Origin of the sequence: Burkholderia seminalis (assembly GCF_001718535.1) — a bacterium.
Taxonomy (GTDB): domain Bacteria; phylum Pseudomonadota; class Gammaproteobacteria; order Burkholderiales; family Burkholderiaceae; genus Burkholderia; species Burkholderia seminalis.
In genome coordinates this window covers 1,945,205-1,958,935 of sequence record NZ_CP013398.1, presented here as the reverse complement: position 1 = coordinate 1,958,935, position 13,731 = coordinate 1,945,205, and the positions used below count along the sequence as shown (strand labels likewise).

The window sequence follows — 13,731 nt, the reverse complement described above, 5'->3', positions numbered from 1 at the left end:
AGCGTATTGGCTGAGGTCTTTGCGTACGACATATAACGCTGGATAAGCAATGAAAATTAGAAAACGGCTGGCGGCCTTACCGATCACAGCCTTGGTATCGCTCGGGGTACAAGCACAGCAGGCCCCGACGCCTGCCGACCAAGCCGCCGCCGCCCGCGCGAACGCGGAACAGGATCGACAAGCGCAGCAGCAACGCGACGCACAACAGCGCGACGCGGCGCTGCGTGCCCCGTCCGTGCGTTCAGACGTGCCGCGCGCTGAAACGTATCCACCGCTGCCGAGCGAACAACTGTGCTTCCGGATCGACCGCTTCGCGCTCGACGTGCCGGACTCGATGCCGGCCGCTGCGAAGTCGGCCGGCGCGTCCGCGCTGCCGATGGATCGCTTCGCCTTTGCGCGCGAATGGCTCGCCCACTACGCGGGTCGGTGCGTCGGCAAGCAGGGTGTCGATACGATCGTCAAGGGGCTGTCGCGCGCGATCTTGGCGCGGGGCTACATCACTACGCGCGTTGTACTGCCGGAACAGGATTTGACGACTGGTACGCTGAAAGTCGCGCTGATTCCCGGCATCATCCGACACGTGCGCTTTGCCGACGAGAAATTGCGCGGCACGTGGAAGACCGCGTTCCCGACCGGTGACGGCGAAGTGCTGAACCTGCGCGACCTTGAGCAAGGTCTGGAGCAAATGAAGCGCGTCACCAGTCAGGACGTATCGATGCAGATCGTCCCCGCTGACCAGCCGGGCGAAAGCGATGTTGTGTTGGACGTGAAGCGTGGCAAGCCGTGGACCGTCGTCGCATCGATCGACAATTCGGGCACGCGCGCAACGGGCAAGCTACAGGGCAACCTGTCGATCGGCATCGATAACCCGCTCGGCTTGAACGACGTGTTCAACGTCGGCGTCAGTCAAGACCTCGAATTCGGCGACAAGCGCCTTGGGTCACACGGGTGGAACGGCTTCTACTCGATTCCGTGGGGCTACTGGACCGCTACGGTTGCGGCCTATACGAACACCTACTATCAACAGATTGCCGGTGTGAACCAGACGTTCGTCGCGAGCGGCAATTCGAAGACGATCGATTTCAAGCTTGCCCGAGTGCTTGCACGCAGTCAGAACGACGTGTTCGGCGGCTATGTCCGCTTGTCCCGTCGCTTCGGCCAGAGTTTCATCGAAGATACGGAAATCTCGCAGCAGCGCCGCAACAACACGTTCGTTGAATTCGGCCTGACCGATCGTCACTACTTCGACGGGGCGCAGTTCGACGGCACGCTGGCGTACCGGCAGGGCGTCGGAGGCTTGGGTGCGCAGGACGACATTCTTGCTCTCGGTGGCGGTCCGACTTACCGCTTCAAGATGGCGGTACTCGACGCGAACCTCTCGGTGCCGTTCGCGATCGCGAAGCAGCCGTTCCGGTACGTGACGAGCATCCACGGCCAATATACCGGGAACTCGCTGTACTACATCGATGACTTGACGATCGGCAGTCGCTACACAGTTCGCGGTTTCGACGGCGAAACGATGCTGGCGGCGGCGCGCGGCTCCTACTGGCGCAACGAACTGCAGATGCCGATCGGACAGACCGGACAGGTGATTTATGCGGGACTGGATTACGGTCGCGTTTGGGGGCCGCAACCGGTTGCGTTGGTCGGTACGCAACTGGCCGGTGCCGTAATCGGCATCAAGGGCAGCGTCGCGACGCGTTTCGGCGGCTACGGCTATGACCTGTTCGCCGGTACGCCGGTCTACAAGCCGTCTGGATTTCCGACCGCGCGCGTCACGCTCGGGTTTCAAGTGACGGCTCAATTCTGACCATTTTTCCCGACCGCGATGACAAGAAGTCTAGCGTGCAGATTTTCAGTGCAGTACAAAAGGGGACAAAACCTTGAAATCGATAAAACAAAATTCTGCGCTGATTCTCATGGCAGCATCGGCGACACTTGCCGGCTGTGCTTCGAACATGGCGGACATCCCGCGCGAGCAAAAACTCGCACCGGTTGTTGTGTACGTCGAGTCGTGCGGCAATTACCAGCTTGACGGCACGCTATCGAAATACGTTTGGGATACGGTTGAAATCAAGTATGAGAACCGTCGTCGGAGGATGAATCAGTTGCTCAATATGTGCAACAAATTCAACGCGTCGATTGCGTCGGCGATCTCTGCGGAAGGCATCAATGCAAGGATCGTGTCCGTGACGACCGAAGAGCCGCCGACGCAGGAAGTTCGCGACCGGGATGCCGTCGCCTTGGGGGCAACGTATGCGCTCTACGTTGGAAAGCCGATCTTCAAATCGATTCTTCAATCATCAGGACAACGGCCGCTTACGATTGTCGCCTACGACCTGAACCTTTACCGGGTAGGAAGAAACAAGCCGATCGGGACGGGGGAAGCGAACGATTTGGATGCGAGCATCGCCGCAAATCGTGTTGCGCATACGCTTGTTGAGCGCTGTAACCCGAGTTTCGTATATGGCTGCGCCAATGACCCAAGTTACGGGATTACTGGAACAGTTGGCGGTTGAACTTCGAGCAGCCCGTGGATAGAAGACTTACAAGGTATGTCCGGCGAACCGGATCATCGAAGTGCGCACGGATGGCACGCTGTTCGACTTCGGTGGGAATTACGAGGAATTCCTGACGAGTCAGGGGCAGGAGTAAGTGTCCTGAGTCGTACCTGATCCGTTGCACCCAAGAGGGCCGCCGAGTTGTACTTGGCGGCCCTTTTTGTTTCCGCCGGTTGCGACGCCCGCTGGCGTCGCACACTCCGGTTTCCTCTGCTCAATCGACTTCGGGTAAATTACACTCCAAACGCATGTCGCCATTCCCCATTCCGACCCGGAGCCCGTTTCTCGATGCAGGACCATCCTCTCCCGCTCGACCTGTCCGATCTTGCGCCAAGCCTGTACGCGCAGGGCACCGAGGAAAGCATCCTGTCGCGGCTGATGGAGCGGATCGCCCCGACCAACCGCTTCTGCGTCGATATCGGCGCGAGCGACGGCCTGCGCAACAGCAACACCGCGCGGCTGCTGCGTGAGGAGGATTGGGCCGGCGTACTGGTGGAAGGCAGCGCATACCGGTTCGGCAAGCTTGCCGCTCACTACGCGGGCGCAGGGCGCGTCCGGCTGCATCACGACCGCGTCCAGCCCGACACGGTCGACCACCTGCTCGCCAATGCGGACACGCCTGAGGACTTCGACCTGCTATCGATCGACATCGACGGCAACGACTACTGGGTCTGGCGTGGGCTGCAAGCGTTCAAGCCGCGCATCGTCGTGATCGAGTACAACCCGTACTACACGCCGCCCGAGCGCTGGGTCATGTGCTTCAACCCGGATCACGAATGGGACGGCTCGACCTATTACGGCGCAAGCCTCGAATCGCTCGTTCATCTCGGCAGGCAAAAGGGCTATGAACTCGTCTGCTGCGACGACATGGGCAACAACGCGTTCTTCGTGCGGCAGGACCTGTATCCGCTGCTGGGCATCGCGAACAACGATCCTTCGGTGCTGTTCCGGCCGGCGATGTACAAGCTGCGCTACGTCGGGCACAACACGTTCCTGACCGGTCATCCGTATCGGCACGGGCCGGCCGAGCATATCTGAATGGGGCCGCTCGCCGCCACCTTCGACGAGATTCGAGAGGCCTACGCGCTCGGCCGCGGTCCCGCGCCGCGCCGGGTCAGTGAACGCGTGTGGCATCTGCCGGCCGACGGCGGCGATATGGCCGTCAAGCTTTACGCGTCCGAGCACCATGCACGCGCGGCAAAGGAGGCTGCCATCCTCGCGCACCTCGAAACTCACGGCGATACCCGGTTCCATGTACAGACGCTGAAGCGCACGACGGACGGCGATCCGCTGTGGACGGGGCAACACTCGCACGCGATGCTGACGCGCTGGGAGGCCGGGCAGTTCAGGACCTACGACACGTTTTCACCGGCCGAATGGGATGCGCTCGGCGCGAGTCTGGCTGCGTTGCACCTGGGCCTCGAACGGCTTCATCTGCTGTCGCTTGATACGATTCGCGCGCGCTTGGCTGCAATCGACGCGGATGCGGTGCGCCGCAGCCTGCTGGATGCATTGAATCGCTCGCGCTCGAACGACAACGCCGCGAACTTGCGCCGTTACGTCGATCTCGCGCTGCGCATGCTCGATCGCTACTATCCCGGCAGCCTCGACGCGTTTCCCGCCGACGACCCGCAGTACCCGATCCACAACGACTACAACCAGTTCAACTATCTGTTCACGGGCCGGCTGCCGCCGCTGATCCTCGACTGGGAAGCGTCGATCGGCGCGCCGCGCGAATACGAACTGGTACGCTGCCTGAATCATCTGCCGCTGGAAGCGCCGCAACGGGCGGAAGCGTTCGTGCGTGCCTACCAGCGGGTGCGGCCGGTGAATCCGGCGCGTATCGCCTGGGCGGTCGATGCGGCGTGTCTGCAGCACGCACTCAAGCTGTGGATCGTGCAAGGCTGGCTGGACGATCCGTCGCGCTTCGCGTCGCACCTGAGCGGCGCGGTGACGATGGCATCCGCGATGGTGGACGCACGCGGCCATCTGATCGATTTCTTTTCCCGTTGCGTGGAAGCAGGAAACTGACGTGAGTGTGAATCCGAACGAGATCCCGAATCCGCCGCCGTCCGGCGAGCGCCAGCATGTGTTTCCGCCGCCGCTGGATCGCGATTACCGGGTCGAAAACGGCCGCATCCGGACGCGTTCGCTGGAAGCGCATATCGTCGACCACTGCAACCTGACCTGCGCGGAATGCTGCTCGCTGTCGCCGCTCCTGCCGGCGTGGCACGCGAGCCCCGATTCGATCGAGGCCGATCTGCGCATGGCCGCGAAGGTATTGAGCCCGCGCATGTTCAAGCTGGTCGGCGGCGAGCCGCTGTTGCATCCGGCGCTCGTCGAAATCGTCGAACGCGTGCGCGGCACGGGTATCGCGCCCGTGATCTCGGTCACGACCAACGGCCTAAAACTCGGCGAGATCCCGGACGCGTTCTGGCAAGCGGTCGATGCGCTGACGATCTCGCGCTATCCGAAGCCGGCGCTTTCGCCCGAATTGATCGCGCACGTCGAACGCCAGGCCGCGCGTTTCGGCGTACGCCTGAACTGGAAGGTGCAGGACGTGTTCACGACGATGAATCGCGCCCAGCCCGGCACGGACCGCGACGAAGCGCAGCGTCTCTATCACGATTGCTGGATTCGCGAGCGCTGCCATATGATTCGCGACGGCATGTTCTACACGTGCACGCGTCCCGCGCATTTCCATACACTTTACCGGGGCGAGAAGGATTTCCAGGCCGACGGCCTGCCGTTGCGCGACGATGAGGACATGCTCGACGCAATGCTCGCCTATCTGCAGCGCGACGCGCCGCTCGAAGCGTGCCTGCATTGCCAGGGCGGCAGCGCGCCGGTGGCGCCGCATCGCATCCTGAAACGCATTGAAGTGGACATCCTGAAGGCTCGTTATCCATGATCGTCGGCACGCGCGACCCGTTCGGGTTCGATCGTCTTCACTACCATCCGCGCAGCGGCGTGTCGGCGTCCGGCATCCGCGCTGTCCTGCGCGCGTCGGCGCAGCCGGCCGGCGCGCCGGACACGGCCGCGATCGCGGGTTACCTGAGCGGCGAGCGGCTCGTCGGCCGCACCGTGCTGCGCGACGTGCTCGCGGTGCCGCCGGGGCATGCGCTGATCCGTTCGCCGCAAGGATTGACGGTGCAGCCGTCGCCCGAGCGGCCGCGGCATGCCGATCTGGACACCGTGCTGCGCGCGTCGCTGCAACGCGCGCTCGACAGCGGCAAGCGCGTTGCACTGGCGCTGAGCGGCGGCCTCGATTCGGCGCTGCTGCTCGCGTTGTTGCGCGAACTCGGCGCGCTGCCGCACGTGACGGCCTACGTGCTCGCGACCGAGATGCCCGACTATTGCGAGCTCGACGCGGCGCTTGAACTCGCGACGCAGATGCAGGCGAACGTGAAGATCGTGCGGGCGAATGAAGCCGATTTCGTCGCGGCGCTGCCGAGAACGACCCATGCGGTCGAGGAACCGATGTTCAATCTGCATCCGGTCGCGAAGCGGTTGCTGGCCGAGGCCATGGCGGCGGACGGCATCGAGGTTGCAATTACCGGCGACGGCGCGGATCAGGTGTTGCGCCGCGACCGGTCGGCCAATTACCTGCCGCTGTGCCACGCGTTGTTCGACGCGGCGGCGGTCGACCTGCATCCGCCGTTCGTCGATGCGGAGGTCGTCGCGCATCTGACGAGCATCGCGCCGGACCCGAACAAGCAATGCCTGCGCGATCTCGGTGCGCGCCTGAACCTGCCGGACCGTCTGGTGCACGGCCCCAAGCGCGGACGACTCGCGCCGGCGATGGACCTCGGCGCGCTGCTCGATCGCGAGCGCACGCATGCGCTGGCCGGTACGCTCGGCCTTGCCGCGCCCGCGCTGCGGGCCGATACCGAGCGCGTGCTGTGGGCGACGCTGACCCTGATCCTCGATCATCTCGAGCACCTTCATCTCGATGCCGCGCATCGTCCAACCTGAACCGCTCATGACACGCATCCTGTTCTGCGTCGTGCCCGAGAAGGGCCACGTCAATCCGTGCATCGGCCCGGCCCAGCATCTGCGCGCGGCCGGCTGCGACGTCGCGTTCTACGCGCCGGCCGATATCAGCGAACAGCTCGACGGCGCCGGCGACTTCGCGTTCGTCGGGCCGCGCGAGACGCCCGAGCGCCACGACCTGTCGCGCGGCGCGAGCTTCGCCGCGAACATCCGCGACGCCGACTGGCTGCGGCACTGGATCCGCACGCTGCTGATCGACCTGGCGCCGTCGCAGGTGGACGGCATCCGTGCGGTGCTGCGCGACTGGCGGCCCGATGTGGTCGTGATCGATCCGCTGCTTTACGCGGCGGCGATCGCCGCCGAGCTGGAAGGGCTGCCGTGGGTGTCGATGTCGAATTCGCTGAATCCGGTGCTGCCGGACGATCTCGATTCGGAATTGCTGCGCACGGTGCGATGGCTCGCGCCGGAACGTGCCGGGCTGTTTGCGCGCTACGGGCTCGATGCGCGTTTTCGCGGGTGCGATGTCCTGTCGCCGCACCTGACGCTCGCGTTCACGACCGACGCGCTGGTCGGTGCGCCGCCGCCGGGTGTCGAGCTGGTCGGCCCCGCGATGCCGTCGGGGCCGCGCGGCGACGAGACGGCGTTTCCGTGGGCGCGTATCGACGCCGGTCGCCCGCTCGTCTACATGTCGCTCGGCAGCCAGCTTTACTACCATCCGGACCTGTTCTCGAAGGTGATCGACGCGACGCGCGCGACGTCGGCGCAACTGGTGCTGTCGGTAGGCGAACTGGTCGATTCGGATCTGCTGCCGGCCGGTGACGAGCGCGTGATCGCGGTGCGCTATGCGCCGCAGCTGGCGCTGCTGCGGCGCACGCATGCGTTCGTCAGCCATGGCGGCGCCAATTCGGTGATGGAATCGCTCGCGTGCGGTGTGCCGATGCTGCTGTCGCCGTTCTGCAACGACCAGTTTCATTCGGCGCACTTCGTCGAGCGGGCCGGCGCGGCGTGCGTGCTCGATCTGCAGCGTGCCGGCGTCGCGGAGATTGCCGCTGCGCTCGAGCGCCTGTTGCGTCCGGGCCCGCTGCGCGAGCATGCGGCACGGATTCGCGACAGCTACGCCGCGCGCGACGGCTCCGCGCAAGCCGCTCGCCTGATCAGCGCACTCGCTTCAGGAAACCGCCTGGCGACAGCGTCATGAGCACGCGGTCCTCGATGTCGTGGTCGGCCTCGAAACGGTCGTCGCGGGCGAGAAATTCACGCGCGGCCGTGGCCGGGTTGTTGCCGCGGCCGTACGGCTTGCCGTCGAACATCGATGCGGGCAGATACTCCATGATGGTATCCATCACGATCGCATAGCTGCCGGGCGTCACGAGCGGCGCATAGCATTCGAGTTCGCGCAGCACGTGCGCATGGGTATGCGTGAGATCGAGGATCGCCATCACGCGCGCGCCGTCGCGGAGCTGCGCGTGCACCGCCGCGAGCGTGTCGGCCGCGCACGATTCGCCTTCGATCAGCACCATGCGATGGGCCAGCCGGTGCGATTGCAGGCGTTGCCTGACCTCGTCGCGCAGCCGCGGTTCGACCGCGACGACGCGGCCGTGCCCGCCGGCCAGTTCCAGCATCGACGCGGAGAACACGACACCGCCGCCCGCCGCGATGCCGGTCTGCACGATACAGTCGGGGCGTTCGCGCCAGATCAGTTCCTGGAGCGCAAGCATGTCGCCGGGCAGATGGAAGAAGCGCTCGCCGAGCCAGCGCGTCTGGAACAGATGGTCGAATTCGGCGGCGCGCGTCAGCCATTCGATATTGAGGTCCCGCATGCGGGCCGAAGGACGCTCTGACATGGTCAATGCAACGAGTAGGAGTGACGTGAAAACGCTGGAACCGTGGCTGCGCCGGTACTGGAACATCGTGCCGGCCCGCGTGCAGGCGATGGCATCGGGCCATACTAACAAAACGTATCTCGTCGAGTATGACGCGGGGCGCGCGGTGCTGCGCGTGTCGTGGCCCGGCAAGCCGGCCGAGCAGGTGCGTCGCGAGGCGTCGATACTCGGTCATCTCGGCGAGACGCGTACGGTGCCGGCATTACCCGCGCTGCCGCGGCTGAGGCCGACCGTCGATGCGCAATCCGGCGTGCTCATCGACGATGGAAGCTGGCTGCACCTGTTCGAACCTGTCGACGGCGATCCCGGCCTGCCGCATGACGCGCAAGCGGGGGCGATCGATGCGATGCGCGCGCTCGCGCATCTACATGCGGCACTGGTCGCGATACCCGTGAGCGAATCGGCGCCGCTGGCGTGGTTGTCGGCCCGTCATGCGCGCGTGTCGGCGCGCGCGATGCCGTCGCTGCCGGCCGGTTTGAGCGGCGATTACGATGCGGTGATCCGGCGGATCGGCGCGCATCTCGACGCCGCCGCGCACTGGCTGGCGGGGCCGGTGCATTGGCTGCACGGCGACTATCACGCGGGCAACCTGCTGTATGTCGGCCACACGGTGAACGGCGTGCTGGATTTCGACGATGCCGGGCAGGGCGCGCAGTGGCTCGAGGCGGCCTTCGCACTGTTCGCGCTGTCGCGCGACGCGGGCAGGGACGATCGTTTCGTGTTCGATGCGCAGCGCTGGGAGGCCGGCTTGCACGCCTATGCGGCGACGCGGCGCGACGGTGTACCGGGCTGGATGCGTGCCGAGCGCGATGCGTTGATGACGCTGTTCTGCGTGGACCAGACGCTGATCCATCTGGAGGCGGCACAGCGCGGCTTGTGGATGCCGGGGCCCGGCATCGGCTTTCTCGGCGGCTGGCGGCAGTTGCTGGACAGTGCAGCGCCGGGAAACTGACCGGCCGTTGCTTCAGCTTCGCCGATTCAGGAACAGGCGGACGGCTTCGACCGTGTTGGGCCGCGCGTCGCCATGTCGCGAGCCGTCGTGCATGCAGAACAGCACGTCGCGACGCTGCGTCGCGCGGGCGTCGGCATGCGCGCACATCGCGTCGAACAGCGCCTGCGGCGACGGCGCCGGCCGCTGCCAGTCGTCCAGTATCGCGGTCCAGCCCGTGTGTTCGCGCCGCAGGCGCGCCAGCACGCCGGCGCGATCGTCCTGCGGCATCAGCCCGTACGGCAGACGCAACGGGATCGCGTCCGGCGCGGCAATACCGGCCCGGCAATAGGCGTCGCGGATCAGTGCGTCGGTCGCCTCGATCTCGCCGATCAGCGCGTCGTCCGCCAGCGCGCCCGGTCTGGCATGCGAATGGGTGTGATTGCCGAGGCGATGGCCTTCGCGCGCCATTCTCGCGGCGACGTCGAGTGCGCCCGCCAGATGTTTACCGAGCAGGAAGAAGGTCGCCTGGCACGATGCGTCGCGCAGGACGTCGAGCAGCGAAGGGGTCGACGGACCGGGGCCGTCGTCGAAGCTGAGGTGAATGGACATCGCGGGCGGGCGTGCCGTCTAGGGTGTACCGGACGAACGATAGCGCAATTCGCGCCGGCTACTGAATCGGCTCGACGTGCAGCGGACAGGTGCCGACCGGACGCAAGCGCTTGCCGGTCCACGTATAGAAGAACCGGGCGGCCTTCGCGTGGTTGTCGTCGCAATCGCCGTTGAAGCAGCCGGCGACGATCAGCAGCGTACTGCCGGCACGGAAGTCGACGCGCTCGTCGTCGTTGCCCATCACGCCCGAAATGGCGGTGACGCCCGGCATCGTGTATGTCGCACCCGAGTACTTGTCGACGATCGCGAAATTCCGGCAATCCGTGCCGCAACCCCAGATCGCGACGCGATAATGACCGGCAAAATTGGCCGGTTGCGTGAATGCGTCGCGGATCACGGTGCGGTACAGGCGTGCTTCCTTGCCGGCCAAGCGGGGCGATGCGGCCGGCTGGCGCGGCGCGCGCGCGGCCGGTGCCGGATAGCGGTCGAACGACGGTGACGGGCATGCCGCCGCGGGCGCCGCACGGGCAGTGCCTGAACCGGTGATCAGCGCAGCCGCTGTGCCGGTGATCAGCAGCATGCGATGGGCGAGCGCCACGCGAGCATCCTTCAGGTTCGAGGTTGAAGGCCGGCCGGCGGCGACGATTCCATGACGTTTCATGCGCGCCGGCGAGACGGAATGCGATCGTCGGTACGCGCCTTCGGTCGCATGTCGAGCTTGCAGTGCCGGCCGGCACGCCGTCAAGCATTGTCAAATCGCCGCGATATCACGATGCCTGACGTTTCGGACCCGGCATGAAGGCTGTCATGCAGGGGGGGATTGAGTATGCTTGGATTCGATTCGCGGTACTCACGCCGTGACAACCGGGAGGCTTCACATGAATGCACGTCTATACCGCGCGACCATTGCCGGCGCGCTGATCGGATTGCTCGCGCCGTTTTCGGTGGCCCATGCGCAGCTGGGCGATGTCCTGAAACAGGTCGGCGGCGGCGATTCGGGCGGTAGCGCGGGTGGTGCGCTCGGCAACCTCGGCGGCCTCGGCGGCGCGCTGACGGGCGGCGGCGGGGCGTCGCTGACGCCGGGCAGCACCGGCAACGTCGCGGGCCTGCTGCAGTTCTGCATCCAGAACAACTATCTCGGCGGCGCGTCCGGCAGTGGCGCGTCGTCGGTGAAGGACGCGCTGCTGAGCAAGCTCGGCGGCAATGCGTCGTCGGACAGCGGTTATACGAGCGGCGCGAGCGGGATCCTCGACGCCGGCAACGGCGGCAAGCTCGACCTGAGCGGCGGCGGCCTGAAACAGCAGGTGACCAGGCAGATCTGCGACAAGGTACTGACGCAGGCGAAATCGCTGCTGTAAGCACCACAGCGGCACGCACGGCGCGTGCCGGCATCGAAGGGGGCGGTGCGCGTGCACCGTTCACCGTCAGCCATTCAGGCCGTTACTTCCGCAGCGGCGACAAGACCGTCGCGCCGGGCGACGCCGCGGCCCGCGCGCACCACGGCTCAGTCGGCCAGCCGCTTGTCCGCGAGGGCCTTGCAGCAGTCTTCGTACACCCATTGCACGAGTTTCGCGCGGTAATCGAGATCGTCGGTGTCGACGATTTCCTCGACCGCGTCGCGCGCCCACGACGCGTCGACGAACCCCGCATGCCGCTTCGCGATGTCCTGCGCGAGCGCCGCGAGCTTCGCGACCGCGAGCCAGTCGGCCTGACGGTGATGGCGGTCGAGCCAGCGGTGCGCGGCCTGGACCTGGAACGTGGCGTCCGGCCACGATTCGTTGAGGTAAAACGCGCCGAGGTTGCCGCAGGTGAGCCAGCAGAGCAGCTCAAGGCGGTCTTGCGAGCCGAGGGTATGGGATGCGTCGGTCATGGCAGCGCTCACGAAATGCGTCGATTCCGGGCGGCGCCGGATGCAATGAGCCGGTGCCGATATTAAAAACATAGCACGATGCGGGCCTGCCCGCGCACCCGGGCCGATGCTGATGTGGCGGCGGTCGCGCACACGCCGCCGGCGGCATGCGCGGCCGGCGAGCGCCACGCGGCGCGACGGCTCCCCGATTCTTTCGAATGGCTGTCAATCGTCATGCCGGCCGACCGAAACGCTCGCTAGAATGTCGGCTTTCCCGCGACGCATGGGACCGGAGCAAGCGCTGAAGCGCCAACTCGGGTCGACCGCACAAGGGCATGGGACCAGAGTAGGCGCTAAAGCGCCAACTCTGGTCGACAGGAGACGGAAGCGATGAAAATCTACGACCAGTTCTACATCGACGGCGCATGGCGCAAACCGGCCGGAACCGGCACGATCGACGTGATCGACTCGGCCACCGAGGCCGTGATCGGCCGGATTCCCGAAGGCGTCGCATCCGACGCGCAGGACGCGATCCGCGCGGCGCGCGCGGCCTTCGACGCATGGGCGGCCACGCCGGCCGCGACGCGCGCGGGCTACCTGCGCAAGATCGTCGAGCATCTGCAGGCGCGCAGCGAGGAACTCGCGCAATCGATCACCGGCGAAGTCGGGATGCCGATCAAGCTGTCGCGCGCGATCCAGGTCGGTGGCCCGATCTACAACTGGAAGGCGTACGCGAAGCTCGCCGAGTCGTTCGAATTCGAGGCACAGGTCGGCAACTCGCTCGTGGTGCGCGAGCCGGTCGGCGTCGTCGCGGCGATCACGCCGTGGAACTACCCGCTGAACCAGGTCACGCTGAAGGTCGCGCCGGCGCTCGCGGCCGGCTGCACGGTCGTCCTGAAGCCGTCCGAAGTCGCACCGCTCAACGCGTTCATGCTCGCCGAAGCGATTCACGAAGCCGGGCTGCCGGCCGGCGTGTTCAACCTCGTGTGCGGTTATGGACCGGTCGTCGGCGAGGTGCTGGCCACCGATCCGGACGTCGACATGGTGTCGTTTACGGGCTCGACGCGCGCGGGCAAGCGCGTGGCCGAGCTGGCGGCCGCGGGCGTCAAGCGCGTCGCGCTGGAGCTGGGCGGCAAGTCGGCATCGGTGATTCTCGACGACGCCGATTTCGCGACGGCCGTGAAGGGTACGGTGAACGCGTGCTACCTGAACGCGGGACAGACCTGCTCGGCGCACACGCGTATGCTGGTGCCGGAAGCGCGCTACGACGAAGCGCGCGCGCTGGCGAAGGCCGCGGCCGAAGCGTACGTCGCGGGCGACCCGCGGCAGGATACGACGCGCCTCGGCGCGCTGGCGTCGGCCGTGCAGCAGCAGCGTGTGCAGGCGTACATCCAGCGCGGCATCGACGAAGGCGCGGAACTCGTGACGGGCGGCACGGGCCTGCCGGACGGCCTCGCGAAGGGCTTCTTCGTGAAGCCGACGGTGTTCGGCCGCGTCGATCCGAAATCGACGATCGCGCAGGAAGAGATCTTCGGGCCGGTGCTGTCGATCATCACGTATCGCGATGAAGAGGAAGCCGTGCGCATCGCGAACGATTCGCCGTACGGGCTCGGCGGCGCGGTGTGGGCCGGCAGCGACGAACGCGCGATGCGCGTTGCGCGCCGCCTCCGTACGGGGCAGGTCGACATCAACGGCGGCATGTGGAACGCCGCCGCGCCGTTCGGCGGCTACAAGCAGTCGGGGCACGGCCGCGAGAACGGCGTGTACGGGCTCGAGGAGTATCTCGAGTACAAGTCGATGCAGCTGAAGCCGGCGAAGCCTGCCTGAGCGCCGCGCGCCGCATGGAACGGAAACGGCACGCTCGCGTGCCGTTTTTTTATTGACGGCCGTCAAGGTGCGCGTCGG

The 13,731-nt window shown here is 66.0% G+C and carries 14 protein-coding genes and 1 pseudogene; 11 read left to right on the top strand and 4 right to left on the bottom strand.

What is annotated here, in order from left to right; genetic code table 11:
- Positions 1-49 precede the first annotated feature (49 nt).
- From WJ12_RS08875 to WJ12_RS08845, 8 genes and pseudogenes are all read left to right on the top strand, one after another.
- The gene (locus WJ12_RS08875) at positions 50-1,810 is read left to right on the top strand and encodes a ShlB/FhaC/HecB family hemolysin secretion/activation protein (RefSeq protein WP_069245633.1); all 1,761 of its coding nucleotides are present in this window, start codon (positions 50-52) and stop codon (positions 1,808-1,810) included.
- 73 nt (positions 1,811-1,883) lie between these two features.
- Positions 1,884-2,519: a hypothetical protein gene (locus WJ12_RS08870; protein ID WP_141727494.1), complete on the top strand. Its 636-nt coding sequence runs from the start codon at positions 1,884-1,886 to the stop codon at positions 2,517-2,519.
- 43 nt (positions 2,520-2,562) lie between these two features.
- A pseudogene (locus WJ12_RS37175) lies at positions 2,563-2,655 on the top strand (ABC transporter ATPase); the annotation flags it as partial.
- Positions 2,656-2,849: 194 nt separating this feature from the next.
- Complete coding sequence (locus WJ12_RS08865; protein ID WP_059557620.1) at positions 2,850-3,599, top strand: FkbM family methyltransferase; 750 nt, start codon at positions 2,850-2,852, stop codon at positions 3,597-3,599.
- Positions 3,600-4,592, top strand: a complete 993-nt coding sequence (locus WJ12_RS08860; protein WP_059557621.1) for a phosphotransferase enzyme family protein — start codon at positions 3,600-3,602, stop codon at positions 4,590-4,592.
- A gap of 1 nt (position 4,593) precedes the next feature.
- Complete coding sequence (locus WJ12_RS08855; protein WP_059557622.1) at positions 4,594-5,472, top strand: GTP 3',8-cyclase MoaA family protein; 879 nt, start codon at positions 4,594-4,596, stop codon at positions 5,470-5,472.
- Positions 5,469-6,536 (top strand): asparagine synthase-related protein, encoded by a 1,068-nt coding sequence (locus WJ12_RS08850; protein WP_059557623.1) that lies wholly within the window; start codon positions 5,469-5,471, stop codon positions 6,534-6,536. The genes WJ12_RS08855 and WJ12_RS08850 overlap by 4 nt, the downstream gene beginning before the upstream one ends.
- A gap of 7 nt (positions 6,537-6,543) precedes the next feature.
- A complete protein-coding gene (locus WJ12_RS08845; protein WP_034186799.1) occupies positions 6,544-7,752 on the top strand; it encodes a glycosyltransferase in 1,209 nt (402 codons plus the stop codon).
- On the opposite strand, the gene WJ12_RS08840 is transcribed toward WJ12_RS08845, so the two are convergent.
- Complete coding sequence (locus tag WJ12_RS08840; RefSeq protein ID WP_034186800.1) at positions 7,709-8,398, bottom strand: cephalosporin hydroxylase family protein; 690 nt, start codon at positions 8,396-8,398, stop codon at positions 7,709-7,711. The two genes, WJ12_RS08845 and WJ12_RS08840, sit on opposite strands and share 44 nt — an antisense overlap.
- 25 nt (positions 8,399-8,423) lie before the next feature.
- Between WJ12_RS08840 and WJ12_RS08835 the strand changes: the two genes are divergently transcribed.
- Positions 8,424-9,389, top strand: a complete 966-nt coding sequence (locus WJ12_RS08835) for a phosphotransferase (RefSeq protein ID WP_034186801.1) — start codon at positions 8,424-8,426, stop codon at positions 9,387-9,389.
- A gap of 12 nt (positions 9,390-9,401) precedes the next feature.
- On the opposite strand, the gene WJ12_RS08830 is transcribed toward WJ12_RS08835, so the two are convergent.
- Positions 9,402-9,977: a polysaccharide deacetylase family protein gene (locus tag WJ12_RS08830; protein ID WP_059557624.1), complete on the bottom strand. Its 576-nt coding sequence runs from the start codon at positions 9,975-9,977 to the stop codon at positions 9,402-9,404.
- A 58-nt stretch (positions 9,978-10,035) separates the two neighbouring features.
- Positions 10,036-10,575, bottom strand: a complete 540-nt coding sequence (locus WJ12_RS08825) for a hypothetical protein (RefSeq protein WP_059557625.1) — start codon at positions 10,573-10,575, stop codon at positions 10,036-10,038.
- A 280-nt stretch (positions 10,576-10,855) separates the two neighbouring features.
- Here WJ12_RS08825 and WJ12_RS08820 point away from each other — a divergent pair, with 280 nt between their 5' ends.
- Entirely contained in the window at positions 10,856-11,335 is a 480-nt protein-coding gene (locus WJ12_RS08820) for a YjjA family protein (protein WP_034186804.1), read from the top strand.
- 146 nt (positions 11,336-11,481) lie between these two features.
- Here the strand turns inward: WJ12_RS08820 and WJ12_RS08815 are convergent, their stop codons facing one another.
- On the bottom strand, positions 11,482-11,847 hold the full coding sequence (locus WJ12_RS08815) for a hypothetical protein (protein WP_034186805.1): 366 nt from the start codon (positions 11,845-11,847) through the stop codon (positions 11,482-11,484).
- A gap of 369 nt (positions 11,848-12,216) precedes the next feature.
- On the opposite strand from WJ12_RS08815, the gene WJ12_RS08810 reads away from it, so the two are divergent.
- Positions 12,217-13,653, top strand: a complete 1,437-nt coding sequence (locus WJ12_RS08810) for an aldehyde dehydrogenase family protein (protein WP_034186806.1) — start codon at positions 12,217-12,219, stop codon at positions 13,651-13,653.
- Positions 13,654-13,731: the final 78 nt, after the last annotated feature.